Raw genomic sequence first — 23,955 nt, forward strand, 5'->3', positions numbered from 1 at the left:
CTTCACGACAAGGCCGCCGGCATCAGCGCCACCAGTTGAAACGCTTCGCCAACCGCTGTGCTTTGCACCCGCTTGAGTTCAAGCTCGCGCAGGCCATCTGCACGCTCGAGTTCACGCATGAACTGCGCAACCAGCGCAGAAGTAGAGGCCAGGCCGGCAATTTCCAACCGCGAGCGCTCGAACTTGAGCTCGGTGAGCTGAACGCCTTGCGGCAACGCTCGCTCCAGATCGGCGAGCAGCGCGACCACATGCCCCTGGCCAGCGCGCAGGTCTGCCAGCGCAGCGCTTTGCGCACGCACCTGTTCATACGCCTGGTCGATAGGTGCGTATTGCTCCAACTGCTCGCCCAGCTTCGTCATTGCGACTTGCCGCGCGCTATTGCCAAAGGCCTGCCGCTGAGCGCGTTCGCGTGCCAATTGGTCCAAGAGCAGCACGCCAAAAAGCGCGATGACTGTGCTGCCAAACAACATCAGGCGCAGGCGGCGCAAGGCGGCCAGGCGCTGCCGTTCACGCCACGGCATCAGGTTAAGACGCAACATCAGCGCAACCCTCCCAGCGCCAACGCGCAAGCCAGGCTGCCCTCGCTACAGTCGAGCCCTGCTACCGCTGGCAGCATGCGGCACGGCACACCCAGCTGGTTGCTCAGTGCTGCGAGCCAGTCGTGCTGCTCCGGTGCAGTGCCGCAAATCAGCAGTTCATCCAACTGCACCCCGCCAGCAAACAGCTCGGCAAGCCGCTCGGCCCAGGTTTGCCCTGGCAACTCGTGTCGCTGTGGCAGCCCGCCTTGCGACCAGCCATAGAGTGTTGCACCACCGGGTCCCAAGCAGAGCAGCGCAGAAGTCGTCGCACATTGCGCCGGCAACAGCCGGTGCAAGGCGACGCTGTCGACCTCCACCGCATCCAGTTGCAAGCCCGCGCCTTCGAACAGCAACTCCAGTGGCTGCAACGTGCTTTGCCGGCAGGCAGCGACCAACACATCTCGATGATCCGGCCGCCCCGCGCTCACGCCTCTGACCTGAAAATCAATCACCAGGTCGTCCAGAGGAAAAGGGAACAACGTATCTGCATCGGCCAGCAACTGCGCCTCCATTTGCGCTTCAGCCTGGCTTGCGGGTAGCTGACACAGCTTGATGATGACCTGGGAGGCGGGCAATGCCACCGCGACCCGGCGCTGGCGGCTGCCGCTGCGCCTGTAGGCGCCACGCAGGGCGGCTTCGACACGGGCCGGATCCTGCTGCCAGCTACCGGTTGCAAACGGCTCGAATGGCTCATGCCCCCAGGCCACCCGTTCGCAGCGCCCGCCATGCCGGCGTAGCTGCATGATTTGTACGCAATCAGGGGTAATTTCCACCCCCAACAGTGAACCGGCATCCTTGCCCCAGCGTCCAAGCATCGCTGTTTCCTCGTAGCAGCCCTTAACCCGCAGCAGCGCCAGCCATTGACAGCCGGACGGTGCAGCGGGCCGCCTGGCCGGTCACCCGGCGAGGCGAAAAATGCTTATAATGCCCAGCGTTTTTCGTCCGCCGGCCCCGTGCGCAATTCACCCCTCAACACTGGACACCCAAAAGCCTTGATACGCCTGCTGAAGTTCTTCTGGTGGTCTTTCGTCGCAGTCATTAGCGCGCTCGTACTCGGTGTGAGCGGCGCGTTTCTGTATCTTAGCCCTAGCCTGCCGTCGGTCGATTCGCTCAGAAGCATCCAGTTGCAGATCCCCCTGAGGGTGTACAGCAGCGATGGCAAGCTGATCGCTGAATTCGGCGAAATGCGCCGCTCGCCGATCCGCTTCGCGGAAATTCCCCCACAATTCATCCAGGCGCTTCTGTCGGCCGAGGACGACAACTTCCTCAACCATTACGGGGTAGACCCGAGCAGTCTGATGCGCGCCGCCACCCAGCTGGTGAAAACCGGCCATATCCAGACCGGCGGCAGTACCATCACCATGCAGGTGGCGAAGAACTTCTTCCTCACCAGCGAGCGCAGCTTCTCGCGCAAGACCAACGAAATCCTCCTGGCGCTGCAGATCGAACGCGAGCTGACCAAGGACGAGATCCTCGAGCTGTACGTCAACAAGATCTACCTGGGCAACCGCGCCTACGGCATCGACGCTGCGGCGCAGGTGTACTACGGCAAGTCGATCCGCGACGTGAGCCTGGCACAGATGGCAATGATCGCCGGCCTGCCCAAGGCCCCTTCGCGCTTCAACCCGCTGGCCAACCCGGTACGGGCGAAAGAGCGCCGCGACTGGATCCTCGGCCGCATGTACAAGCTGGGCAAGATCGACGAGGCCAGCTACCAGGCAGCCCTGGCCGAGCCGCTGAACGCCAGCTACCACGTCCCGACGCCGGAAGTGAACGCGCCCTATGTCGCCGAAATGGCCCGCGCAGAGATGGTCGGCCGCTATGGCAGCGATGCCTACACCGAAGGCTTCCGCGTGACCACCACAGTGCCGAGCGACATGCAGGAAATGGCCAACAAGGCCGTCCTCAATGGCCTCTCGGACTACGACGAGCGCCACGGCTACCGCGGCCCCGACGCGCGCTTCCCGGGCAAGACCCACGCTGCCTGGCTGCAGGAGCTGAGCAAGCAGCGCACCCTCGGCGGCCTGGAGCCGGCCATCGTTACCGGCGTCGAAAAGAGCGGCCTCAAGGTGCTGACCCGTGGCGGCGAAGAAGAGCACGTGGCCTGGGAAACCATGAAGTGGGCGCGCCCGTTCATCAACAGCAACTCCCAGGGCCGTGCGCCGCAATCGCCAGCTGACGTGGCCCAGGTCGGCGACCTGGTGCGCCTGCAGCGCCTGGACGACGGCAAGCTCAAGTTCAGCCAGGTACCCGGCGCGCAGAGCGCGCTGGTGACCCTCGACCCATACAACGGTGCCATCCGCGCCCTGGTCGGCGGCTTCTCGTTCGAGCAGAGCAACTACAACCGCGCCATGCAGGCCAAGCGCCAGCCGGGCTCGAGCTTCAAGCCGTTCATCTATAGCGCTGCACTGGACAGTGGCTATACCGCCTCCAGCCTGGTGAACGATGCGCCGATCGTTTTCGTCGACGAGTACCTGGACAAAGTCTGGCGGCCGAAGAACGACACCAACACCTTCCTTGGCCCGATCCGCATGCGCGAAGCGCTGTACAAGTCGCGCAACCTGGTGTCGATCCGCCTGCTGCAGGCCATGGGCGTGGACCGCACCATCGACTACATCGCCAAGTTCGGCTTCAACAAGCAGGACCTGCCGCGCAACCTGTCCTTGGCGCTGGGCACGGCGACGCTGACGCCGATGGAGATCGCCACGGGCTGGAGCACCTTTGCCAACGGTGGCTACAAGGTCAACCCGTACCTGATCGAGCGCATCGAAAGCCGCAACGGCGAGACCCTGTTCACCGCCAACCCGGCGCGCGTGCCGCAAGGCAGCGAGGACCACGCCGGCCTCGCGGCGCCGGAGCAGCCGATCAGCACCGCGGCACTGCCTGGTGAAGCGCCTTCGGCCTACGGCCAGGTTGCTCCTGCCCCACAGGTACCAGTCACCGCCGAGCAGATCATCGACGGGCGCACCACCTATATCCTCACCAGCATGCTGCAGGATGTGATCAAGCGTGGTACCGGCCGCCGGGCGCTGGCCCTGGGCCGCACCGACCTGGCAGGCAAGACCGGCACCACCAACGAGTCCAAGGACGCCTGGTTCTCCGGTTACAACGCCGACTACGTCACCACCGTATGGGTCGGCTTCGACCAGCCGGAAACCCTGGGCCGCCGCGAATACGGTGGCACTGCGGCGCTGCCGATCTGGATGAGCTTCATGGGCGCCGCGCTCAAGGACAAGCCCAACCACCCGCCGGCAGAGCCCGAAGGCATCCTCAGCCTGCGCGTGGACCCGATCAGTGGCCGCGCGGCATCGCCAAGCACGCCGAATGCCTACTTCGAGCTGTTCAAGGCCGAAGACTCGCCGCCATCGGTGGACGAGCTGGGCAATGGCGCAGCACCGGGCAGCCCGCTGCCGGCCGATGAAGCGGCGCCGATGGATCTGTTCTGACCGCAAGGGCCACGCCCGCTCACACAAGCAAGATACCTGTGGGAGCGGGCTTGCCCCGCGAATAGGCCGGCACTGACCCCCCGATATCAAGGCAAACAAAAAGCCCCGACTCTCACGAGCCGGGGCTTTTTTGTGTCGCTACGCCAGCAATCAGCCGTTGAACACTTCGTCCACGCTGTTCAGCGGGTAGTGCTTCGGATACGGCAGGGTAGCCACGCCGGATTCGATGGCAGCCTTGGCCACAGCGTCGGATACGACGTTGATCAGGCGTGGGTCCAGCGGCTTCGGAATGATGTACTCACGGCCGAATTCCAGAGCCTGGACGTTGTACGCGTCGCACACTTCCTTCGGCACCGGCAGTTTGGCCAGGTCTTTCAGGGCGATGGCGGCGGCGATCTTCATCTCTTCGTTGATGCGCTTGGCGCGAACGTCCAGGGCACCACGGAAGATGAACGGGAAGCCCAGTACGTTGTTGACCTGGTTCGGGTAGTCGGAACGACCGGTGGCCATGATCACGTCGCTGCGGGTGGCGTGTGCCAGCTCTGGCGAGATTTCCGGGTCCGGGTTCGAGCAGGCGAACACGATCGGGTTGGCAGCCATCGACTTCAGGCCTTCCGGGCTCAGCAGGTTCGGGCCGGACAGGCCAACGAACACGTCAGCGCCGTTCAGGGCGTCGGCCAGGGTGCGCTTGTCGGTAGCGTGGGCGAACTGGGCCTTGTACTGGTTCAGGTCGTCGCGGCCAGCGTGGATCACGCCGCTGCGGTCGATCATGAAGATGTTCTCGACCTTGGCACCCATGCTCACCAGCAGTTTCATGCAGGAGATGGCGGCAGCGCCGGCGCCCAGGCAGACGATCTTGGCGTCTTCGAGCTTCTTGCCGGCGATTTCCAGGGCGTTGATCATGCCGGCCGCGGTAACGATCGCGGTGCCGTGCTGGTCATCGTGGAAGACCGGAATGTCGCACTGCTCGATCAGGGTGCGCTCGATCTCGAAGCACTCTGGGGCCTTGATGTCTTCGAGGTTGATGCCACCGAAGGTGATGGAGATACGGCGCACGGTGTCGATGAAGGCCTGTGGGCTCTCCGACTCGACTTCGATGTCGAACACATCGATACCTGCGAAACGCTTGAACAGAACGCCCTTGCCTTCCATGACCGGCTTGGAAGCCAGTGGGCCGAGGTCACCCAGACCGAGGATGGCGGTGCCATCGGAAATCACCGCAACCAGGTTGCCCTTGCCGGTGTATTTGTAGGCCAGCTCTGGATCACGGCCGATTTCGCGCACGGGCTCGGCAACACCTGGGCTGTAGGCCAGGGCGAGGTCACGGGCGGTGGCGGTGGGCTTGGAGAGCTCGACGCTCAGTTTCCCCGGACGAGGTTGAGCGTGATATTCGAGAGCGGCGGTTTTCAGGTCTGACATGGTGGGCATTCCGCTATTTACTGTTCTGACGGACCGCCGAGGATACGCAAAGAGCCGGGGAGCCACAAGACTGGTCGGTCACTTGTGTCAAGGCCTTTAGCCTACGACTTTACGCTATAACCCGCGGGGGCATTGGAATTGACAGTGTGTACAATCCGATAGCGAAATGTCTACATCTTTTCAGCCTGAAACGCGCTCCAGCATGCTTGGATCGGTCAACGGCAACAGCCAACGTCGCTGCCCCGGCTTGAGCCCACCCTTGCGGGAACGATCCAGCACCCAGCCGCGCGCTTCAACCTGGCGCCCTTTGAGGTTATCGAAGAAGCTGGCGGGGAAGTTGCGTTGCAGACGAGCGGGAACCTGCAGCACCACGCCGGTTTCCAGTTCCAGCCAGATGCCGGCGCGATTACGCTCGATGCTGCCGATTGTGCCCGCGATGACCGCGAAGCCCGACTGCCTTACCTCAGCAGCGCGCTGCACCGGAGAACGCCGCCACAGGCCAAGACGCGCCTGGCGCGCCGCCTGCTCGGCAGCCTGCTGGCAGCCCGCCAGGCGCACATTGGGGGCGACCGCAACCCGGTAACCCAGCCCTTCGCTGAGCAGCCGCGCCTCGAGATTGTCGCCATTGCCCGCATAGACATGTGCCAGCGTGCGCCCGTACTTGTCTTTCGCCTCCCGGCCCAGCACCAGCCCGACGCGGCCATCGCTGGCCTTGACCAGGCTCTGCAGGCGCTGCCTGGCCGCTTCGGCATAAGGCTCGCTGGTGCGGCCCTTGCGGCCGATTTCCGGGGCGTTGATACCGATCATGCGCACACTGCGGCCATCGGCCAGGCGCAGGGTGTCGCCATCCACCACCTGGCGCACGGCCACTGGCTGCAGCTTGCTTGGCAGCGGGCAGAAGGCCTGCGCTGGCAGGTGCCAGATCGCGCCCATAAAAAAGGCGCCCACAAGGGGCGCCTTTTTCAGCAACAACGCGAAGCCCGAAGGTTTCGCCATGCGCATGATTACTTCTTGGTACCGAACATGCCGAAGCGGTCGGCGAACTTCTGTACGCGACCACCGGTGTCCAGGACTTTCTGCTTACCGGTGTAGAACGGGTGGCACAGGTTGCAAACGTCGATCGCCAGGGTGTTGCCCAGGGTCGAACGAGTTTCGAACTTGTTACCGCAGCTGCAGGTGACTGCAACTACTTCGTAGTTCGGATGAATATCTGCTTTCATGGTCACTTCCTCGAGCTGCGTGCCGCCACCCAACACCATTGTTGAATACCGCACGTAATTAGGCGGCGAATATTACCAGAGTGTCACGCCAGCGCAAGTTGTCGCTTGCACCGGCCGTCGTCTGCTAGGCTCGCCAGTCATTGAAATGCCCTCCGAGATATTCCGCGTGTCCGACGTCATCCTGCGCCTTGCCCTGCCCTCTCCCTTGCGTCGCCTGTTCGACTACCGGGCGCCGGCGAGCATGGCGCGCCAGGCCCTGGCACCGGGCATGCGCATCCGCGTGCCGTTCGGCCGCCGCGAGATGATCGGCGTGCTGGTGGAGGTCTGCGATCAGAGCGAAGTGCCCGCCGACAAGCTCAAGCCGGCCATCGCCCTGCTCGACCCGGTGACCCCGGTGCCTGCGGCGCTGTTTAAGCTGTGCCTGTGGACGGCCCAGTACTACCAGCACAGCCTCGGTGACACGCTCAGCTGGGCCCTGCCCACGCTGCTGCGCCAGGGCGAGCCGGCCGAAATGCGCCAGGAACGCTTCTGGCACGTGGCCCCCGGCGCCCGCGCCGAAGACCCGCGCATCGCCCGGGCGCCCCGCCAGCGCGATGCCTTGAAGACCCTGGCCCAGCACCCCCATGGCGTGGCCCACAGCCTGCTGGCCAAGCTCAACCTGAACAAGGACAGCCTCGACCTGCTGCTGGCCAAGGACCTGGTCCAGGTGGAAGTGCGCCGCCAGCGCCCGGCGCCACGCCACGAACACTGGCTGGCCCAGCCGGAGCTGCCGCTCAACGAAGAACAGCGCGATGCCTTCGACGCGGTGCGCGAGGGTTTTGGCGGGTTTGCCGCGTTTCTTCTGGCGGGCGTCACCGGCAGCGGCAAGACCGAGGTCTACCTGCAACTGATCCGCGAAACCCTGGAGGCCGGCAAGCAGGCGCTGGTGCTGATCCCCGAGATCAACCTCGGCCCGCAGACCCTGGCGCGCTTCGAGCAGCGCTTCAATGCGCGCATCGCCCTGCTGCACTCGGCGGTGAACGACCGCGAGCGCCTCGACGCCTGGCTGGCGGCGCGTGATGGCGAGGCCGACATCATCATCGGTACCCGCTCGGCGCTGTTCACCCCGATGAAGAACCCGGGCCTGATCATCATCGACGAGGAGCACGACGGCTCCTATAAACAGCAGGAAGGCCTGCGTTACCACGCCCGCGACCTGGCGCTGGTGCGCGCCCACCAGGAAAACATCCCGATCCTGCTCGGCTCTGCCACCCCGTCGCTGGAAACCCTGCACAACGCCCTGACCGGCCGCTACCGCCTGCTGCGCATGAACCAGCGCGCCGGTGGCGCGCGCCCGCCACGCATGCTGCGCCTGGACGTGAAGAGCCTGCCGCTGGACAGTGGCATCAGCGGCCCGCTGCAACAGGCCATCCGCCTGACCCTGGAAGCCGGCCAGCAGGTGCTGGTGTTCCTCAACCGCCGCGGCTTCGCCCCCACCTTGCTGTGCCATGACTGTGGCTGGCTGTCCGAATGCCCGCGCTGCGATGCGCGCATGACCGTGCACCAACGCTCCGGCGTGCTGCGCTGCCACCACTGCGGATATGACGAGCGGCTGCCGCACCAGTGCCCCAAGTGCAACCACGTGGACCTGCGCCCGGTCGGGGCTGGCACCGAGCGCGCCGAGGAACGCCTGAAGGTGTTGTTCCCGGACTACCCGATCCTGCGTGTGGACCGCGACAGCACGGCGCGCAAGGACGCCATGCACAACTTGTTCAGCACCATCCAGCGCGGCCAGCCGAGCATCCTGGTCGGCACCCAGATGCTGGCCAAGGGGCACCACTTCCCGCGGGTCACCCTGGTGGCCATCCTCGATGCCGATGGCGGGCTGTTCTCCGGCGATTTTCGCGCCAGCGAGCGCATGGCCCAGCTCATCGTCCAGGTTGCAGGCCGCGCCGGGCGTGCCGAAGAGCCGGGCAAGGTGATCATCCAGACCCACCTGGCCGACCACCCGCTGCTGGTGCAGCTGACCGAGCAAGGCTACTTCGCCTTCGCCGAACAGGCCCTGGACGAACGCCGCGCAGCCGGCCTGCCGCCCTATTCGCACCTGGCCCTGTTGCGCGCCGAAGCCCACAAGCCAGGCCAGGCAGAGGGCTTTCTCGACGAGGCCTGCAATGCGGCGCAGCGCCTGGTGGCCGAGCAAGGCTTGCCGGGCATTGAACTGTTGGGCCCGGTGCCCGCTCCGATGGAGCGCAAGGCTGGGCGCTTCCGTGCCCAATTATTGATCCAGGCCAACACCCGGGCACCCTTGCATCGACTGATCAGCGCCTGGTTGCTAGTGTTGGAGCAACTGCCAAGCGGGCGCCAGGTACGCTGGTCGCTCGATGTGGACCCCGTGGACCTGTATTGAGCATGCAGCCCATTGGCCGCCAAAGGTTGGCAACCCGGCCCCGGCAACGGATAATGCCCAGTTTTTCCACCTGCGCATCCAGGCGCCCCACCGCGCTTGCGGTCGAAAAGAGATCCCCATGAAAGACACCATTCGCCAGCTGATCCAGCAAGCCCTCACCCAACTCGTCGCCGACGGTGTGCTGCCTGAAGGGCTGTCGCCGGCGATCCAGGTGGAAAACGCCCGGGACAAGACCCACGGCGATTTCGCCAGCAACATCGCCATGATGCTGGCCAAGCCGGCCGGCATGAAGCCGCGCGACCTGGCCGAGAAACTGATCGACGCCCTGCCGGCCAGCGCCGACATCAGCAAGGTCGAGATCGCCGGCCCAGGCTTCCTGAACTTCTTCCAGAACACCGAAGCCCTGGCCAACCGCCTCGACGCGGCCCTGGCCGACGCCCACCTGGGCGCGCGCAAGGCCGGCCCTGCGCAGAAGGTGGTGATCGACATGTCGGCACCGAACCTGGCCAAGGAAATGCACGTCGGCCACCTGCGCTCGACCATCATCGGTGACAGCGTCGCCCGGGTGCTGGAGTTCCTCGGCGACCAGGTCATCCGCCAGAACCACGTGGGGGACTGGGGCACCCAGTTCGGCATGCTGATGGCCTACCTGGAAGAGAACCCGATCACCAGCGACGAGCTGTCGGACCTGGAGAACTTCTACCGCGCGGCCAAGAAGCGCTTCGACGAATCCGAAGAATTCGCCACCCGCGCCCGCGGCCTGGTGGTCAAGCTGCAGGCCGGCGACCCCGAGTGCCTGGCCCTGTGGACGCGCTTCAAGGACATCTCGCTGTCGCACTGCCAGAAGACCTACGAGCTGCTCAACGTCAAGCTGACCATGGCCGACGTGATGGGCGAAAGCGCCTACAACGACGACCTGGCCAACGTGATCAACGACCTCAAGGCCAAGGGCCTGCTGGTCGAAGACCAGGGCGCCCAGTGCGTGTTCCTCGACGAGTTCAAGAACAGCGAAGGCGAGCCGCTGCCGGTGATCGTGCAGAAGGCCGACGGTGGCTACCTGTACGCCACCACGGACCTGGCGGCCGTGCGCTACCGCAGCAACGTGCTCAAGGCCGACCGCGCCCTGTACTTCGTTGACCAGCGCCAGGCACTGCACTTCAACCAGGTGTTCGAAGTGGCCCGCCGCGCAGGCTTCGTCGGCCACCCGATGCAGATGGAGCACATGGGCTTCGGCACCATGAACGGCGCCGACGGCCGCCCGTTCAAGACCCGTGACGGCGGCACCGTGAAGCTGATCGACCTGCTCACCGAGGCCAAGGACCGCGCCTATGCACTGGTCAAGGAAAAGAACCCGAGCCTGGCCGATGAAGAACTGCGCCACATCGGTGAAGTGGTGGGTATCGGCGCGGTGAAGTACGCCGACCTGTCCAAGCACCGCACCAGCGACTACAGCTTCAACTTCGAGCTGATGCTCAACTTCGAAGGCAATACCGCGCCTTACCTGCTGTACGCCTACACCCGCGTGGCCGGCGTATTCCGCAAGCTGGGCAAGGGCTTTGACGAGGTCGAAGGCCGCATCGTGCTGCAGGCGCCCCACGAGCAGGACCTGGCCGCACGCCTGGCGCAGTTCGGCGAAATCCTCAACAACGTCGCCGAGAAGGGCACGCCGCACGTGCTGTGCAGCTACCTCTACGACCTCGCCGGGCTGTTCTCCAGCTTCTACGAGAACTGCCCGATCCTCGCCGCCGAAACCCCGCAGCAGCAGCAGAGCCGCCTGCGCCTGGCTGCCCTGACCGGCCGCACCCTCAAGCAAGGTCTGGAACTGCTCGGCCTGGAAACCCTGGAGCGTATGTAAGTTGGCTGCCAAGAAAAAACCAGCACCCAAGCGCGGCGCCAGCCGCACCCAGGCACCGGCCAAACAGCCGATCCCCGGCTGGGTATGGTTGGCGGTCGGCCTTACCGTCGGCGCCTTCATCGTCTTCTTGATGAAGCTCGAACCCGGTGGCGGCGAGATCCAGCGCACCAAGCCCGAGCAGCAGAAGCCGGAGAAGGCGGCCGAAGCCAGCAAGTCCACGCCTGCCACGCCGCAGCAGCCGGTGAAGCCGAAGTACGACTTCTATACGCTGCTGCCGGAGTCCGAGGTGATCGTGCCGCCTGAGGCGGTACCGGAGAAGACACCGCCCGTGCCGGCCCAGCCGGTGACGCCGGTAACCCCGGCGGAAGCCGCGAAGATCGACACCGCGCGCGCCCAGGCTGCATTGCTGGGGCAAACGCCGCCGCCAGCGCCGCCGGTGATCAAGCCGGCAGCCACCACGCAGTTCTTCCTGCAGGCGGGCTCGTTCCGCAAGCAGGCGGATGCCGACAAGGTGCGCGCGCAGATCATCCTGCTGGGCCAGGCGGTGAAGGTGGAGTCGGGAACGGTCAAGGATGAAACCTGGTACCGCGTGCTGGTCGGCCCGTTCAGCAACCGCGAACAGCTGACCGGGGCCCAGAAGCAGTTGGCAGGGGCCGGGTTCAGCAACCTGCTGCTGCAGCAGCGACAGACTCGCCAGTAATGAAAAAGGCCTTGCCGCTCGATGCGACAAGGCCTTTTTTCTGCCTTAGCGGCGCTCGCTGTTGGCCTGGGAGATCTGGCCGTTCAGCGTCCAGAAGTCATACAGCACGCCCAGCAGGAACAAGCCACCGGTGAAGAAGTAGATGATCGCGCTGATCCACTTGCCCTGGTACAGCCGGTGCACGCCGAACACACCGAGGAAGGTCAGCAGGATCCAGGCGATGTTGTAGTCGATGCGCCCGGACTGGAAGCGCATGTCGGCTTCGCGGTCCATCGACGGAATCAGGAACAGGTCGATCAGCCAGCCGATGCCGAGCAGGCCCAGGGTGAAGAACCAGATCGTCCCGGTGATGGGCTTGCCGTAGTAGAAGCGGTGCGAGCCGGTGAAGCCGAAGATCCACAGCAGGTAGCCGATCACCTTGCTGTGGGTGTCGTGGTACGGCGCCCCTTGTTCATAACTGTTCATTCATAGCCCTCCTGGGTTATCCGAAAATTTTCTAAAAAAAAATGTGACTTTTCTGGCGTTGACCGACGTACGGCAGCATGACAATCGACCAACGGATCAGAAACTGATCAAAAAGCTGTTATAAAGTTGCCCGCCAACACACATAAAACATTCATAAAGAGCTTCATCTATGCCGCCTTTACTCAAGACATGGCTGACCCTCTGCCTATTATTGCCCCTGGCCGCCCACGCCACCAATCGTGAGCAACGTCTTCCCAATGGTTTCACCGGCTACACCAGCAACGCCTCGGTGAAACACGCGCCGGTCAAGCAGACCGCGCTGCGCGCACGCCAGAATACCTCGGCCAAGGGCCATAACCTGCCCGCCGTTGCCTCGATGTCGCCCAAGCAGAGCAGCGATGTGCTCAGCCGCGCCGTCAATGTACTCGGCACGCCTTATGTATGGGGTGGCAGCAGCCCGAAAAAGGGCTTCGACTGCAGCGGGCTGGTCAAGTACGCCTTCAACGACGTGGCTGACGTCGACCTGCCGCGCACCTCCAATGCCATGGCCGAGGGGCATGGCGTGAAGGTCGCGCAGGGCGACCTCAAGCCGGGCGACCTGATCTTCTTCAACATCAAGAGCCGCCGGGTCAACCACGTTGCCATCTACCTGGGCAACGATCGTTTCATCCACGCGCCGCGTCGCGGCAAGCGGGTGAGCATCGACAACCTGAGCAAGCCTTACTGGCAGAAGCATTACGTTGTCGCCAAGCGGGTGTTGCCGAAGGATCAGCAGCAGCTGGCACTGGCCAAGCGCTGACCGCGCTGGCCCCATCGCCGGCAAGCCGGCTCCCACAGGCCTCGAACCCTGTAATGCACCTGTGGGAGCCGGCTTGCCGGCGATAGGGCCAGAAGGCTTCACGTCAACTCGACCAGCCCTTTACTCTTCAGCTGGCTCATCGCCCCTTCCATCGTCTGCATCCCCTGCGCCGCCCCCGCCTGCATCACCGAACACAACTGCGCCATCCGCCCTTCGCGTATCAGGTTACGCACCGCCGGTGTCGCCACCAGCACCTCCCTGGCCGCCACTCGCCCGCCCCCCACGCGCTTGACCAGCACCTGCGCCACCACCATGCGCAACGACTCCGCCAGCATTGCCCGCACCAATGGCTTTTCTTCTGCGGCAAACACATCCACCAGCCGGTCGACACTGCTCACTGCCGAGCGCGTATGCACCGTCGCCAACACCAGATGCCCCGTTTCCGCCGCGCGCAGCGCCAGGCGGATCGTTTCCAGGTCGCGCAGCTCGCCGATCATGATCACATCCGGGTCCTGGCGCAGCGCACTGCGCAGCCCCTGGCTGAAGTCACGACAATGCCGGCCGATTTCGCGCTGGTTGATCAGGCTGCGTTGGCCGCTGTGGATAACTTCGATCGGGTCTTCGAGGGTGATGATGTGCAGGCACCGCTGACGATTGAGCTGATCGATCAGTGCCGCCAGGGTGCTGGACTTGCCGCTGCCGGTCGGGCCGCCGATCAGCACCAGGCCGTCGCTGTACTGTGCAATAGCTCGAAACACTTCTTCGAGTGCCAGTTCATCGAGAGACGCGATGCGTGCCGGGATCAGGCGGAAGGTTGCCGCCGGGCCGTTCAACTGGCGAAACAGGTTCAGACGAAAACGCCCAAGCGGTGCCAGCTGCAGCGCCAGGTCCTGCTCGTCACCCTGCTCCCAGCGCTGGCGCTGCCCATCGTCGAGCAAAGGCGCCAGGCCAGCGCTCAAGGCAGCAGGCTGCAAACAAGGCAACCCCAGGCGCTGCAATTCGCCATCCAGGCGCAGCATGGGCATTTCGCCCGCGGCCAGGTGCAGGTCGCTCGCCCCTGCCTCCACGGCCCGGGCCAGCAGGTCGGTCACGTCCATGAGACTCCCCAAAGGCCATCAAGCAGGTAGAATGCCGCAGACCCCAGAGCCGACGGCATCGATCCATGTCCACCATAGCAGACAACCTTTCCGCCCTCGCCAAGCGCATCGACAGCGCGGCCCGGGCCGTTGGGCGCGACCCGGCCAGCGTCCAGCTGCTGGCGGTGAGCAAGACCAAACCGGCCAGTGCCATCCGCGAAATCCATGCCGCGGGCGTGCGCGACGTGGGCGAAAACTACCTGCAGGAAGCGTTGAACAAGCAGGGCGAACTGCGCGACCTGCCCTTGATCTGGCACTTCATCGGCCCCATTCAGTCGAACAAGACCAAAGCGATTGCCGAACATTTCGACTGGGTACATTCCGTGGACCGCCTGAAGATCGCCCAACGCCTGTCCGAGCAGCGCCCTGCTGGCCTGCCCGCGCTGAACATCTGCCTGCAGGTGAATGTCAGCGGTGAAGCCAGCAAGTCGGGCTGCGCCCCAGCGGACCTGCCAGCGCTGGCCAATGCCGTGGCCGCCCTGCCCAACCTGCGCCTGCGCGGGTTGATGGCGATCCCCGAGCCGACCGACGACCGCGCCGAGCAAGAGGCAGCCTTTGCCAGCCTGCGCCAGTTGCAGGAGCAGTTGGGCCTGGGCCTGGACACCTTGTCCATGGGCATGAGCCACGACCTTGAAGCGGCGATTGCACAGGGTGCGACCTGGGTACGCATCGGCACCGCCCTGTTCGGCGCGCGCAGCTACCCGGCCAGCGACCCCGTCTGATTCCATGCTTTACTCACTCTTTCCCTCAAGGACCTGACATGAGCAAGACACGTATTGCCTTTATCGGCGCCGGCAACATGGCCGCCAGCCTGATCGGCGGCCTGCGTGCCCAAGGCCTGGACGCGTCGCAGATCCGCGCCAGCGACCCGGGCGCCGAAACCCGCGCGCGGGTGCAGGCCGAGCACGGAGTTGCAACGTTCGAAGACAACGCCAGCGCCATCGCCGATGCCGACGTGATCGTCCTGGCGGTCAAGCCGCAGGTGATGAAGGCCGTGTGCCAGGCCCTGCAGCCAAGCCTGCAAGATGGCCAGCTGATCGTTTCCATCGCCGCCGGCATCACCTGCGCCAGCCTGCAGGCCTGGCTCGGCGCCCGCCCGGTGGTGCGCTGCATGCCCAATACCCCGGCGCTGCTGCGCCAGGGCGTCAGTGGCCTGTATGCAACGGCCGAGGTGTCCGCCGCACAGCGCGAGCAGGCCGAACAGCTGCTGTCGGCTGTCGGCACCGCCCTGTGGCTGGAGCAGGAACAGCAGCTCGATGCGGTCACGGCCGTCTCGGGCAGCGGCCCGGCGTATTTCTTCCTGCTGATCGAAGCCATGACCGCCGCCGGCGAAAAACTCGGCCTGCCGCGCGAAACCGCTTCTCAGCTGACCCTGCAAACGGCCTTGGGCGCCGCGCACATGGCCGTGGCCAGCGACGTCGACGCCGCCGAACTGCGCCGCCGCGTCACCTCGCCGGCCGGTACCACCGAGGCGGCAATCAAGTCGTTCCAGGGCAACGGGTTCGAAGCCATCGTCGAGCAAGCGCTGGAGGCTGCGGCCAAGCGTTCTGCCGAGCTGGCCGAGCAATTGGGCAAATAAGGAGCTGTTGATGAATGCACTGTCAGGCGCCGCGATCTTCGTGGTGCAAACCCTGGTCAGCCTGTACCTGGTGATCGTCCTGCTGCGCTTCGTGCTGCAGCTGGTCAAGGCCAATTTCTACAACCCACTGTGCCAGTTCACCGTGCGCGCCACCCAGCCGCTGCTCAAGCCGATTCGCCGGGTGATCCCCAGCATCGGCGGCCTGGACACCTCCTCGCTGCTGCTGGCCGTGGTCATCCAGGCCCTGCTGATGGCCTTCGTGCTGATGGTCACCTACGGTGCCTTCGGCGATGTCCTGCACCTGCTGATGTGGGCGATCATCGGGATCACCTCGCTGTTCCTGAAGATCTTCTGGGTGGCGATGATCGTCATGGTGATCGTCTCCTGGGTCGCGCCGAACAGCCACAACCCAGCTGCCGAACTGGCCTACCAGATCAGCGAGCCGGTGCTGGCACCGTTCCGCCGCATCGTCCCCAACCTGGGCGGCATGGACATCTCGCCGATCTTCGCCTTCCTGGCGATCCAGGTGATCCAGTCGTTCGTCATGCCACCGCTGGCCGCCTATGCCGGCATGCCACCGGAACTGTGGCGGATGATCTGACCCCGCCTGCACCTGGCGGCAAGCCTTTGCTTGCCGCTGGGGGTAGCGCTCTTTAGACTTACGCCTCCGTCAAGCGTGAGCAGGGTCGATGTCCACTGTCCTTCCCGAAGATTCCGTCGGTCTGGTTACACCGCAAACTGCCCGGTTCGAAGAACCGCTGGCCTTGGCCTGTGGCCGCTCCCTGGCCAGCTACGAGCTGGTCTATGAAACCTATGGCAGCCTGAACGCCAGCGCGAGCAATGCCGTGCTGATCTGCCATGCCCTGTCCGGCCACCACCATGCCGCCGGCTACCATGCCGCCACCGACCGCAAGCCGGGCTGGTGGGACAGCTGCATCGGCCCAGGCAAACCGATCGACACCAATCGCTTCTTCGTGGTCAGCCTGAACAACCTCGGCGGCTGCAACGGCAGCACCGGCCCGAGCAGCGTCAACCCGGCCACCGGCAAGCCCTATGGCGCCGATTTCCCGGTGCTGACCGTGGAAGACTGGGTGCACAGCCAGGCCCGCCTGGCCGACCGCCTCGGCATCCAGCAATGGGCCGCCATCGTCGGTGGCAGCCTGGGCGGCATGCAGGCGCTGCAGTGGACCATCACCTACCCCGAGCGCGTGCGCCATTGCGTGGACATCGCCTCGGCGCCCAAGCTGTCGGCGCAGAACATCGCCTTCAACGAAGTGGCGCGCCAGGCCATCCTCACCGACCCGGAGTTCCACGGCGGCTCGTTCCAGGACCAGGGCGTGATCCCCAAGCGCGGGCTGATGCTGGCGCGCATGGTCGGCCACATCACCTACCTGTCTGATGACTCGATGGGCGAGAAATTCGGCCGTGAGCTCAAGAGCGACAAGCTCAACTACGACTTCCACAGCGTCGAATTCCAGGTCGAGAGCTACCTGCGCTATCAAGGCGAAGAGTTCTCCGGCCGCTTCGACGCCAACACCTACCTGCTGATGACCAAGGCCCTGGACTACTTCGACCCGGCCGCGGCCCACGGCGGCGACCTGGCGGCCACCCTGGCCGAGGTCAAGGCAGACTACTGCATCATGTCGTTCACCACCGACTGGCGCTTCTCGCCGGCCCGCTCGCGCGAGATCGTCGACGCCCTGATGGCGGCGCGCAAGAACGTCTGTTATCTGGAGATCGACTCGCCTTACGGCCACGATGCCTTCCTGATCCCGACGCCTCGCTACATGCAGGGTTTCTCGAACTACATGAACCGCATCGCCATCTGAGGACAGCATGAGAGCCGATCTGGAAATCATCCACGAGTGGATTCCCGCCGGTAGCCGGGTACTCGACCTGGGCTGCGGCAGTGGCGAGCTGCTGGCATCGCTGCGCGATCGCAAGCAGGTCACCGGCTACGGCCTGGAAATCGACGCCGACAACATCGCCGCCTGCGTAGCCAAGGGCGTCAACGTGATCGAGCAGGACCTGGACAAGGGCCTGGGCAACTTCGCCAGCAACAGTTTCGACGTGGTGATCATGACCCAGGCCCTGCAGGCCGTGGAGTACCCCGACCGCATCCTCGATGAGATGCTGCGGGTGGGCCGCCAGTGCATCATCACCTTCCCCAACTTCGGCCACTGGCGCTGCCGCTGGTACCTGGCGACCAAAGGCCGCATGCCGGTGTCGGACTTCATGCCGTATACCTGGTACAACACGCCGAACATCCACTTCTGTACCTTCGCCGACTTCGAAGAGCTGTGCCACGAGCGCCATGCCAAGGTGCTCGACCGCCTGGCCGTCGACCACTTGCACCGCAACGGGTGGGGAGGCCGGCTTTGGCCTAATCTTCTAGGTGAAATCGGCATTTATCGCGTCAGCAGCCCTGGCCTGCAGGAGCACCAGCTCGCGGTCTGACGCTCACCGGAGGAATCGCACCATGCGTCGTCTAGCCCTGTTCCTGATCAGCCTGTGCCTGGCCTTGCCGGCACTGGCTGCCGATGCCGCCAGGCCCGATCGCAAGGAAGATTTCGGCGACGTGACGGTGCACTACAGCGCCTTTACCTCGAGCATGCTGCAACCGGACATTGCCGCCGCCACCGGGCTTACCCGCAGCAAGAACCAGGGCGTGCTCAACATTGCCCTGATCAAGGCGGGCAAGCCGAGCATGGGGGTGGTCAGCGGCACGGTGAAAGACCTGACCGGGCGCAGCAACCCGCTGTCGTTCAAGCAGATCACCGACCAGGGCGCCGTTTATTACATTGCCCAGTTCAAGATCGAACAGGCCGAGACCCTGACCTTCGACCTGAATGTCGAAACCGGCGGGGTCAGCCATCAACTCAGCTTCAACCAGGAAGTGTTCCCAGGCGAATGATGAATTTCCAGCAACTCGTATTGGCCAGCCACAACGCCGGCAAACTCAAGGAACTCCAGGCCATGCTCGGGCAGTCGGTGCAGCTGCGCTCGATCGGCGAGTTCAGCCAGGTGGAGCCTGAAGAAACCGGCTTGTCGTTCGTCGAGAACGCCATCCTCAAGGCGCGCAATGCCGCGCGCATCTCCGGCCTGCCGGCGCTGGCCGACGACTCGGGCCTGGCGGTGGACTTCCTGGGCGGCGCACCCGGCATCTATTCGGCGCGCTACGCCGAGGGCAAAGGCGATGCCGCCAACAACGCCAAGCTGCTCGAAGCACTGAAAGATGTACCGCAAGAGCAGCGCGGCGCCCAGTTCGTCTGCGTGCTGGCCCTGGTGCGGCATGCCGATGACCCGCTGCCGATCCTCTGCGAAGGCCTGTGGCAGGGGCGCATCCTGTTCGAAGCCAGTGGCGAGCATGGCTTTGGCTACGACCCGCTGTTCTGGGTGCCAGAGCGCAACTGCTCGAGCGCCGACCTCAGCCCTGCCGACAAGAACCAGCTCAGCCACCGCGCCCGCGCCATGGCCCTGCTGCGTCAACGCCTGGGCCTGGCATGATCACAACGCTGTCCACCCAGCCGCGCCATGGCGCGGCGGGTCTCGCCACGCTGCCGCCTTTGGCGCTGTACATCCACATCCCGTGGTGCGTGCGCAAATGCCCTTATTGCGACTTCAACTCCCATGCCGCCGGCCCTGAGCTGCCGGAAGAGGCCTATGTCGATGCCTTGCTGACCGACCTCGACCAGGAACTGGCCGCCGTGCAAGGCCGGCCGATTTCGTCGATCTTCTTCGGTGGCGGCACCCCCAGCCTGTTCAGCGCCAACGCCCTCGGGCGCTTGCTGCGTGGCGTGGAGCAACGTATCCCGTTTGCCCCGGACATCGAGATCACGCTGGAAGCCAACCCCGGCACGTTCGAGCAGGAGAAGTTCAAGGCCTACCGGCAGACGGGCATCAATCGCCTGTCCATCGGCGTGCAGAGCTTCCAGCCGGCCAAGTTGCAGGCGCTGGGCCGCATCCACAATGGCGACGAGGCGATTCGTGCCGCGGCAATGGCCCGCGCGGCGGGCTTCGACAACTTCAACATGGACCTGATGCACGGCCTGCCCGACCAGTCGCTGGACGACGCCCTCGGCGACCTGCGCCAGGCCATCGACCTGGGGCCGACGCACCTGTCGTGGTACCAGCTGACCGTGGAACCGAACACGGTGTTCTGGAACCAGCCACCGGAGCTGCCGGAAGACGATATCCTCTGGGACATCCAGGAAGCCGGCCAGGCGCTGATGGCCGAGCACGGCTTCAGGCAGTACGAAGTGTCGGCCTACGCCCAGCCCGATCGCCCAGCCAGGCACAACCTCAACTACTGGCGCTTCGGCGACTTCATCGGCATCGGCGCCGGCGCCCATGGCAAGCTGACCTTCGCCGACGGCCGCATCCTGCGCACCTGGAAAACCCGCCTGCCAAAGGACTACCTGAACCTCGCCAAGCCCTTCAAGGCCGGCGAAAAGCTGCTGCCGGTGGATGAACTGCCGTTCGAGTTCCTGATGAACGCCCTGCGCCTCACCGATGGCGTGGAAGCCGAGCTGTTCACCCAGCGCACCGGCCTGCCCCTGGCGCAACTGGCCGAGGCACGCCGCGCGGCCGAACAAAAGGGCCTTTTGCAGGTCGAACCGGATCGGTTGGTGGCCACGCCACGCGGCCAGCTGTTCCTCAATGACCTGCTGCAGTATTTCTTGACCTAAGGACGACCCATGGATCTGGTACTCGATCTGCTGGCGACGGTTTCTCGCTGGAGCCGAAGCAACCTGTCGGAGATTTCCCTGGCCTTGGTAGGCTGCTTGCTGGTGCTGTTCGGCACCGACCTCAAGGCCTGGGTGGAACAGCGCCTGGGCGGCCTGGCAGGCGCCCTGCGCATACCGTTCATGGCGCTGCTGGTGATGATCGGCAGTGGTGCGGCGCTGATCTACGCCACGCCCTGGGTGGTGAAGGGGCTGGGCCAGTTCAACAACTATGCGTTGGCACCGGTGCTGCTGGTGGTGCTGGTGTTGATTGGGGTGGTGGCTGATCGGCGGGGGTGAGGTTGCTAAAAGCACGGTCAATGCTGTTAACTGCTCAGACACACGTGATGCAGAATTTTTCTGATCATTGACGCACCCTGCCTGCCTCCCTATGGTCCACTAACTGTGTGGGTGTTTCGGTGAAACCCCGAGCGATGGATACTCAGCCCTCTCGCTCAAACAAAAAAACCGCCCTTCTCAAGGCGGTTTTTTTTCGCATGCGGTTCTGCAGGCATCAGCACATTGAAACGCTGAATCAGCCGTTCAATCCACCTTCTCAAACTTCAAATCCCAAACCCCATGCCCCAGGCGCTCACCACGGCGCTCGAACTTGGTGATCGGACGCTCTTGCGGGCGCGGCACATAAGCCCCGTCCGCTGCCTGGTTGCGGTAACCCGGCGCAGCGCTCATCACTTCCAGCATGTACTCGGCATACGGCTCCCAGTCGGTCGCCATGTGGAACACGCCGCCCGGCTTGAGCTTGCGGCGCACCAGTTCGGCGAACTCCAGTTGCACGATACGGCGCTTGTGATGGCGCGCCTTGTGCCATGGGTCGGGGAAGAACAGCATCAAACGGTCGAGGCTGTTGTCGGCCACGCAACGGTTGAGCACTTCGATGGCGTCGCAGTCGTACACCCGCAGGTTCTTCAGGCCCTGGGTCAGCACACCGTTGAGCAGCGCGCCGACACCCGGCCGGTGCACTTCAACACCGATGAAGTCCAGCTCCGGCGCGGCAGCGGCCATCTCCAGCAGGGAGTGGCCCATACCGAAACCGATTTCCAGGGTGCGCGGCGCCGAACGGCCAAACACCTGGTCGTAGTCCACCGGGCTGTCGGCCAGCGGCAGGATGTACAGCGGGCCGCCCTGGTCGAGGCCGCGTTGCTGGCCTTCGGTCATGCGCCCGGCGCGCATCACGAAGCTCTTGATGCGGCGGTGGGGGCGCGCTTCGCCGTCAGGGGTGGTCGGCGTATCTTGCGGTTCAGTCATCGGGGGCTCTTACTTGATCAGACCATCCAGCGGCGAAGAGGCGCTGGCATAGAGTTTCTTCGGCATGCGCCCGGCCAGGTAGGCCATGCGGCCGGCAACGATGGCGTGCTTCATGGCTTCGGCCATCAGCACCGGCTGCTGGGCGTGGGCGATGGCCGAGTTCATCAGCACCGCTTCGCAGCCCATTTCCATGGCGATGGTGGCGTCGGAAGCGGTGCCCACACCTGCGTCGACCAGCACCGGCACCTTGGATTCTTCCAGGATGATCTGCAGGTTGTACGGGTTGCAGATCCCCAGGCCGGTGCCGATCAGGCCGGCCAGCGGCATCACCGCGATGCAGCCGGCTTCAGCCAGCTGGCGGGCAATGATCGGGTCATCGCTGGTGTAGACCATCACGTCGAAACCGTCCTTGACCAGCACTTCGGCGGCCTTGAGGGTTTCGATCACGTTGGGGAACAGGGTTTTCTGGTCGGCCAGCACTTCCAGCTTGACCAGGTTGTGGCCATCGAGCAGCTCACGGGCCAGGCGGCAGGTGCGCACGGCCTCGACCGCGTCATAGCAGCCGGCGGTGTTCGGCAGGATGGTGTAGCGGTCCGGCGGCAACACGTCGAGCAGGTTCGGCTCGCCTGGGTTCTGGCCAAGGTTGGTGCGGCGCACGGCGACGGTGACGATTTCGGCACCCGAGGCCTCGATGGCCAGGCGGGTTTCTTCCATGTCACGGTACTTGCCGGTGCCGACCAGCAGGCGCGACTGGAAAGTACGCCCGGCCAGGGTGAAAGGCTTGTCGCTACGAACGTTGCTCATCGTTGTTCCTCGGGAAAAGGTTGCTGGGCTTGCAGGTGCATCGCCGGGGGCGGATCAACCGCCACCGATGGCGTGGACCACTTCGACCTGGTCGCCTTCGTTCAGCTGCGTGCTGTCGTGCTGGCTACGCGGCACGATATCCAGGTTGAGTTCCACCGCGACCCGGCGCCCGGTCAGCTCCAGGCGTGTCAGCAGGGCCGCTACGCTTTCGCCAGCGGGCACTTCGTAAGGTTCACCGTTCAGTTGAATGCGCATGCGCACGGCCACCATTGTTCTTTGGGGCCCGCATTCTAGCGCCGATCCACGCGTTTACCCAAGGGTGGCAGGCGCCATTAGTCGCGATTGTGGACCGCTTGGTCAGCCCAGGCGCCAGGCTGCCAGCCCCAGGCACAGCCAGCCGGCCAGGAAGCACAAGCCGCCGATGGGGGTGATGATGCCCAGTTTGCCCAGGCCGCTGAGGGTCAGCAGGTAGAGGCTGCCGGAGAACAGCACGATGCCCACGGCAAACAGGCCGCCGGCCCAGCCCACCAGCCGCCCCGGCAGATGCGCCGCCAGCAGCGCCACGCCGAAGATCGCCAAGGTATGCACCAACTGGTAGGTCACGCCGGTATGAAAGATCGCCAGGTAGTCGGCCGACAGGCGGTTTTTCAGGCCGTGCGCGGCGAACGCGCCCAGGGCTACACCGGTGAAACCGAAAAAGGCAGCGAGCATCAGGAAGCTGCGAAGCATGGGACGACTCCTCGTATCGGGTCTGTATAATGGCCCGTTCCACCGGTCCGGCCAAGCCATCGCCATGCTTTCATCCCTCCTCCGCCGCTTTGCCCGTGCCCTGCTCTGGTTCGCCGCCGGCAGCATCGTGCTGGTGCTGGTGTTTCGCTGGGTGCCGCCGCCGGGCTCGGCATTGATGGTCGAGCGCAAGGTGCAATCGTGGTTCAGCGGCGAGCCGATCGACCTGCAGCGCGACTGGGAGCCTTGGGAGAACATCTCCGACGAGCTCAAGGTTGCCGTGATTGCCGGCGAAGACCAGAAGTTTGCCACGCACTGGGGCTTCGACATCCCGGCCATCCAGGCGGCACTGGCCTACAACGAACGGGGTGGCAGCATCCGCGGTGCCAGCACGCTGACCCAGCAGGTGGCCAAGAACCTGTTCCTGTGGTCCGGTAGAAGCTGGGTGCGCAAGGGCCTGGAGGCCTGGTTCACGGCACTGATCGAGCTGTTCTGGCCCAAGGAACGCATCCTCGAGGTCTACCTGAACAGCGCCGAGTGGGGCAAAGGGGTGTTTGGTGCCCAGGCTGCGGCGCGTTATCACTTCGGTATCGATGCCAGCAGGCTCAATCGGCAGCAGGCGGCGCAACTGGCGGCGGTGCTGCCCAGCCCGATCAAGTGGAGTGCCAGCAGGCCCAGCGCCTATGTGGCCAGCCGGGCGGGCTGGATTCGGCGGCAGATGAGCCAGCTGGGCGGGCCGAGCTACCTGATGCAGCTGGATGCCTCGCGCAGGCCCTGAGCGCCACAAAGCCAGCTCCAATAAAAAAGCCGCCGACCCGAGAGGGCCGGCGGCTTTTTTGTACTACCAGAACG

The 23,955-nt window shown here is 64.6% G+C and carries 26 protein-coding genes; 15 read left to right on the forward strand and 11 right to left on the reverse strand.

Going from position 1 to position 23,955, the window contains the following annotated elements; genetic code table 11:
- Nucleotides 1-2: 2 nt before the first annotated feature.
- Entirely contained in the window at nt 3-539 is a 537-nt protein-coding gene (locus tag L6D75_RS22240) for a PilN domain-containing protein (protein WP_176510954.1), read from the reverse strand.
- Nucleotides 539-1,393: a type IV pilus biogenesis protein PilM gene (gene pilM, locus L6D75_RS22245; protein WP_176510926.1), complete on the reverse strand. Its 855-nt coding sequence runs from the start codon at nt 1,391-1,393 to the stop codon at nt 539-541. Before pilM ends, L6D75_RS22240 begins: the two co-directional genes overlap by 1 nt.
- A 180-nt stretch (nt 1,394-1,573) precedes the next feature.
- Here pilM and L6D75_RS22250 point away from each other — a divergent pair, with 180 nt between their 5' ends.
- A complete protein-coding gene (locus L6D75_RS22250) occupies nt 1,574-4,024 on the forward strand; it encodes a penicillin-binding protein 1A (RefSeq protein ID WP_371871916.1) in 2,451 nt (816 codons plus the stop codon).
- Nucleotides 4,025-4,174: 150 nt separating this feature from the next.
- On the opposite strand, the gene L6D75_RS22255 is transcribed toward L6D75_RS22250, so the two are convergent.
- The 3 genes from L6D75_RS22255 to rpmE form a co-directional block, all read right to left on the reverse strand.
- Nucleotides 4,175-5,443 carry a malic enzyme-like NAD(P)-binding protein gene (locus L6D75_RS22255; RefSeq protein ID WP_176510928.1) on the reverse strand — a complete coding sequence of 423 codons (1,269 nt, stop codon included), beginning with the start codon at nt 5,441-5,443 and terminating at the stop codon, nt 4,175-4,177.
- A gap of 180 nt (nt 5,444-5,623) precedes the next feature.
- On the reverse strand, nt 5,624-6,445 hold the full coding sequence (locus tag L6D75_RS22260; protein WP_176510929.1) for a thermonuclease family protein: 822 nt from the start codon (nt 6,443-6,445) through the stop codon (nt 5,624-5,626).
- Between the two features lie 2 nt (nt 6,446-6,447).
- Complete coding sequence (rpmE, locus tag L6D75_RS22265) at nt 6,448-6,663, reverse strand: 50S ribosomal protein L31 (RefSeq protein WP_008092997.1); 216 nt, start codon at nt 6,661-6,663, stop codon at nt 6,448-6,450.
- 166 nt (nt 6,664-6,829) lie between these two features.
- Here rpmE and L6D75_RS22270 point away from each other — a divergent pair, with 166 nt between their 5' ends.
- The 3 genes from L6D75_RS22270 (at nt 6,830) to L6D75_RS22280 (ending at nt 11,604) form a co-directional block, all read left to right on the forward strand.
- Complete coding sequence (locus L6D75_RS22270; protein WP_176510930.1) at nt 6,830-9,049, forward strand: primosomal protein N'; 2,220 nt, start codon at nt 6,830-6,832, stop codon at nt 9,047-9,049.
- A 118-nt stretch (nt 9,050-9,167) separates the two neighbouring features.
- Nucleotides 9,168-10,904, forward strand: coding sequence for an arginine--tRNA ligase (gene argS / locus L6D75_RS22275; protein ID WP_176510931.1), 1,737 nt, complete (start codon nt 9,168-9,170; stop codon nt 10,902-10,904).
- A 1-nt stretch (nt 10,905) separates the two neighbouring features.
- On the forward strand, nt 10,906-11,604 hold the full coding sequence (locus L6D75_RS22280) for an SPOR domain-containing protein (RefSeq protein ID WP_176510932.1): 699 nt from the start codon (nt 10,906-10,908) through the stop codon (nt 11,602-11,604).
- A 45-nt stretch (nt 11,605-11,649) separates the two neighbouring features.
- On the opposite strand, the gene L6D75_RS22285 is transcribed toward L6D75_RS22280, so the two are convergent.
- Complete coding sequence (locus tag L6D75_RS22285) at nt 11,650-12,069, reverse strand: NINE protein (protein WP_176510933.1); 420 nt, start codon at nt 12,067-12,069, stop codon at nt 11,650-11,652.
- Nucleotides 12,070-12,238: 169 nt separating this feature from the next.
- On the opposite strand from L6D75_RS22285, the gene L6D75_RS22290 reads away from it, so the two are divergent.
- Complete coding sequence (locus tag L6D75_RS22290; RefSeq protein ID WP_176510934.1) at nt 12,239-12,868, forward strand: C40 family peptidase; 630 nt, start codon at nt 12,239-12,241, stop codon at nt 12,866-12,868.
- Nucleotides 12,869-12,966: 98 nt separating this feature from the next.
- Here L6D75_RS22290 and L6D75_RS22295 read toward each other — a convergent pair whose 3' ends face one another.
- Nucleotides 12,967-13,965, reverse strand: coding sequence for a type IV pilus twitching motility protein PilT (locus L6D75_RS22295; protein WP_176510935.1), 999 nt, complete (start codon nt 13,963-13,965; stop codon nt 12,967-12,969).
- Nucleotides 13,966-14,030: 65 nt separating this feature from the next.
- On the opposite strand from L6D75_RS22295, the gene L6D75_RS22300 reads away from it, so the two are divergent.
- From L6D75_RS22300 to L6D75_RS22340, 9 genes are all read left to right on the forward strand, one after another.
- A complete protein-coding gene (locus L6D75_RS22300; RefSeq protein ID WP_176510936.1) occupies nt 14,031-14,726 on the forward strand; it encodes a YggS family pyridoxal phosphate-dependent enzyme in 696 nt (231 codons plus the stop codon).
- Nucleotides 14,727-14,764: 38 nt separating this feature from the next.
- Nucleotides 14,765-15,583: a pyrroline-5-carboxylate reductase gene (proC, locus tag L6D75_RS22305; protein WP_176510937.1), complete on the forward strand. Its 819-nt coding sequence runs from the start codon at nt 14,765-14,767 to the stop codon at nt 15,581-15,583.
- A gap of 10 nt (nt 15,584-15,593) precedes the next feature.
- Nucleotides 15,594-16,184 (forward strand): YggT family protein, encoded by a 591-nt coding sequence (locus L6D75_RS22310; RefSeq protein ID WP_176510938.1) that lies wholly within the window; start codon nt 15,594-15,596, stop codon nt 16,182-16,184.
- Between the two features lie 88 nt (nt 16,185-16,272).
- Nucleotides 16,273-17,412, forward strand: a complete 1,140-nt coding sequence (gene metX, locus L6D75_RS22315) for a homoserine O-succinyltransferase MetX (protein ID WP_176510939.1) — start codon at nt 16,273-16,275, stop codon at nt 17,410-17,412.
- Between the two features lie 7 nt (nt 17,413-17,419).
- Nucleotides 17,420-18,040, forward strand: a complete 621-nt coding sequence (gene metW, locus L6D75_RS22320; protein WP_176510940.1) for a methionine biosynthesis protein MetW — start codon at nt 17,420-17,422, stop codon at nt 18,038-18,040.
- A gap of 22 nt (nt 18,041-18,062) precedes the next feature.
- Nucleotides 18,063-18,497: a DUF4426 domain-containing protein gene (locus L6D75_RS22325; RefSeq protein ID WP_176510941.1), complete on the forward strand. Its 435-nt coding sequence runs from the start codon at nt 18,063-18,065 to the stop codon at nt 18,495-18,497.
- The gene (rdgB, locus tag L6D75_RS22330; protein WP_176510942.1) at nt 18,494-19,090 is read left to right on the forward strand and encodes an RdgB/HAM1 family non-canonical purine NTP pyrophosphatase; all 597 of its coding nucleotides are present in this window, start codon (nt 18,494-18,496) and stop codon (nt 19,088-19,090) included. Before L6D75_RS22325 ends, rdgB begins: the two co-directional genes overlap by 4 nt.
- The gene (gene hemW, locus L6D75_RS22335) at nt 19,087-20,271 is read left to right on the forward strand and encodes a radical SAM family heme chaperone HemW (RefSeq protein ID WP_176510943.1); all 1,185 of its coding nucleotides are present in this window, start codon (nt 19,087-19,089) and stop codon (nt 20,269-20,271) included. The genes rdgB and hemW overlap by 4 nt, the downstream gene beginning before the upstream one ends.
- A gap of 9 nt (nt 20,272-20,280) precedes the next feature.
- On the forward strand, nt 20,281-20,607 hold the full coding sequence (locus L6D75_RS22340) for a DUF3392 family protein (RefSeq protein WP_176510944.1): 327 nt from the start codon (nt 20,281-20,283) through the stop codon (nt 20,605-20,607).
- A 243-nt stretch (nt 20,608-20,850) separates the two neighbouring features.
- Here L6D75_RS22340 and trmB read toward each other — a convergent pair whose 3' ends face one another.
- The 4 genes from trmB to L6D75_RS22360 form a co-directional block, all read right to left on the reverse strand.
- Nucleotides 20,851-21,573 (reverse strand): tRNA (guanosine(46)-N7)-methyltransferase TrmB, encoded by a 723-nt coding sequence (gene trmB, locus L6D75_RS22345; RefSeq protein WP_176510945.1) that lies wholly within the window; start codon nt 21,571-21,573, stop codon nt 20,851-20,853.
- A 9-nt stretch (nt 21,574-21,582) separates the two neighbouring features.
- Nucleotides 21,583-22,377 carry a thiazole synthase gene (locus L6D75_RS22350; RefSeq protein WP_008092966.1) on the reverse strand — a complete coding sequence of 265 codons (795 nt, stop codon included), beginning with the start codon at nt 22,375-22,377 and terminating at the stop codon, nt 21,583-21,585.
- A gap of 54 nt (nt 22,378-22,431) precedes the next feature.
- Nucleotides 22,432-22,632: a sulfur carrier protein ThiS gene (gene thiS, locus L6D75_RS22355; RefSeq protein WP_008092964.1), complete on the reverse strand. Its 201-nt coding sequence runs from the start codon at nt 22,630-22,632 to the stop codon at nt 22,432-22,434.
- Between the two features lie 102 nt (nt 22,633-22,734).
- Nucleotides 22,735-23,106, reverse strand: coding sequence for a DUF423 domain-containing protein (locus tag L6D75_RS22360; RefSeq protein WP_176510946.1), 372 nt, complete (start codon nt 23,104-23,106; stop codon nt 22,735-22,737).
- A gap of 64 nt (nt 23,107-23,170) precedes the next feature.
- On the opposite strand from L6D75_RS22360, the gene mtgA reads away from it, so the two are divergent.
- Nucleotides 23,171-23,881: a monofunctional biosynthetic peptidoglycan transglycosylase gene (mtgA, locus tag L6D75_RS22365; RefSeq protein ID WP_176510947.1), complete on the forward strand. Its 711-nt coding sequence runs from the start codon at nt 23,171-23,173 to the stop codon at nt 23,879-23,881.
- Nucleotides 23,882-23,955: the final 74 nt, after the last annotated feature.

This window comes from Pseudomonas faucium (genome assembly GCF_021602585.1).
Lineage (GTDB): Bacteria > Pseudomonadota > Gammaproteobacteria > Pseudomonadales > Pseudomonadaceae > Aquipseudomonas > Aquipseudomonas faucium.

Excerpts from the sequence above, each read along its gene's own strand:
- L6D75_RS22240 (WP_176510954.1), bottom strand. The coding sequence starts at position 539 with ATGTTGCGTCTTAACCTGATGCCGTGGCGTGAACGGCAGCGCCTGGCC.
- pilM (WP_176510926.1), bottom strand. The coding sequence starts at position 1,393 with ATGCTTGGACGCTGGGGCAAGGATGCCGGTTCACTGTTGGGGGTGGAA.
- L6D75_RS22255 (WP_176510928.1), bottom strand. The coding sequence starts at position 5,443 with ATGTCAGACCTGAAAACCGCCGCTCTCGAATATCACGCTCAACCTCGT.
- L6D75_RS22260 (WP_176510929.1), bottom strand. The coding sequence starts at position 6,445 with ATGCGCATGGCGAAACCTTCGGGCTTCGCGTTGTTGCTGAAAAAGGCG.
- rpmE (WP_008092997.1), bottom strand. The coding sequence starts at position 6,663 with ATGAAAGCAGATATTCATCCGAACTACGAAGTAGTTGCAGTCACCTGC.
- argS (WP_176510931.1), top strand. The coding sequence starts at position 9,168 with ATGAAAGACACCATTCGCCAGCTGATCCAGCAAGCCCTCACCCAACTC.
- L6D75_RS22285 (WP_176510933.1), bottom strand. The coding sequence starts at position 12,069 with ATGAACAGTTATGAACAAGGGGCGCCGTACCACGACACCCACAGCAAG.
- L6D75_RS22290 (WP_176510934.1), top strand. The coding sequence starts at position 12,239 with ATGCCGCCTTTACTCAAGACATGGCTGACCCTCTGCCTATTATTGCCC.
- L6D75_RS22295 (WP_176510935.1), bottom strand. The coding sequence starts at position 13,965 with ATGGACGTGACCGACCTGCTGGCCCGGGCCGTGGAGGCAGGGGCGAGC.
- L6D75_RS22300 (WP_176510936.1), top strand. The coding sequence starts at position 14,031 with ATGTCCACCATAGCAGACAACCTTTCCGCCCTCGCCAAGCGCATCGAC.
- proC (WP_176510937.1), top strand. The coding sequence starts at position 14,765 with ATGAGCAAGACACGTATTGCCTTTATCGGCGCCGGCAACATGGCCGCC.
- L6D75_RS22310 (WP_176510938.1), top strand. The coding sequence starts at position 15,594 with ATGAATGCACTGTCAGGCGCCGCGATCTTCGTGGTGCAAACCCTGGTC.
- metX (WP_176510939.1), top strand. The coding sequence starts at position 16,273 with ATGTCCACTGTCCTTCCCGAAGATTCCGTCGGTCTGGTTACACCGCAA.
- metW (WP_176510940.1), top strand. The coding sequence starts at position 17,420 with ATGAGAGCCGATCTGGAAATCATCCACGAGTGGATTCCCGCCGGTAGC.
- L6D75_RS22325 (WP_176510941.1), top strand. The coding sequence starts at position 18,063 with ATGCGTCGTCTAGCCCTGTTCCTGATCAGCCTGTGCCTGGCCTTGCCG.
- rdgB (WP_176510942.1), top strand. The coding sequence starts at position 18,494 with ATGATGAATTTCCAGCAACTCGTATTGGCCAGCCACAACGCCGGCAAA.
- hemW (WP_176510943.1), top strand. The coding sequence starts at position 19,087 with ATGATCACAACGCTGTCCACCCAGCCGCGCCATGGCGCGGCGGGTCTC.
- L6D75_RS22340 (WP_176510944.1), top strand. The coding sequence starts at position 20,281 with ATGGATCTGGTACTCGATCTGCTGGCGACGGTTTCTCGCTGGAGCCGA.
- trmB (WP_176510945.1), bottom strand. The coding sequence starts at position 21,573 with ATGACTGAACCGCAAGATACGCCGACCACCCCTGACGGCGAAGCGCGC.
- L6D75_RS22350 (WP_008092966.1), bottom strand. The coding sequence starts at position 22,377 with ATGAGCAACGTTCGTAGCGACAAGCCTTTCACCCTGGCCGGGCGTACT.
- thiS (WP_008092964.1), bottom strand. The coding sequence starts at position 22,632 with ATGCGCATTCAACTGAACGGTGAACCTTACGAAGTGCCCGCTGGCGAA.
- L6D75_RS22360 (WP_176510946.1), bottom strand. The coding sequence starts at position 23,106 with ATGCTTCGCAGCTTCCTGATGCTCGCTGCCTTTTTCGGTTTCACCGGT.
- mtgA (WP_176510947.1), top strand. The coding sequence starts at position 23,171 with ATGCTTTCATCCCTCCTCCGCCGCTTTGCCCGTGCCCTGCTCTGGTTC.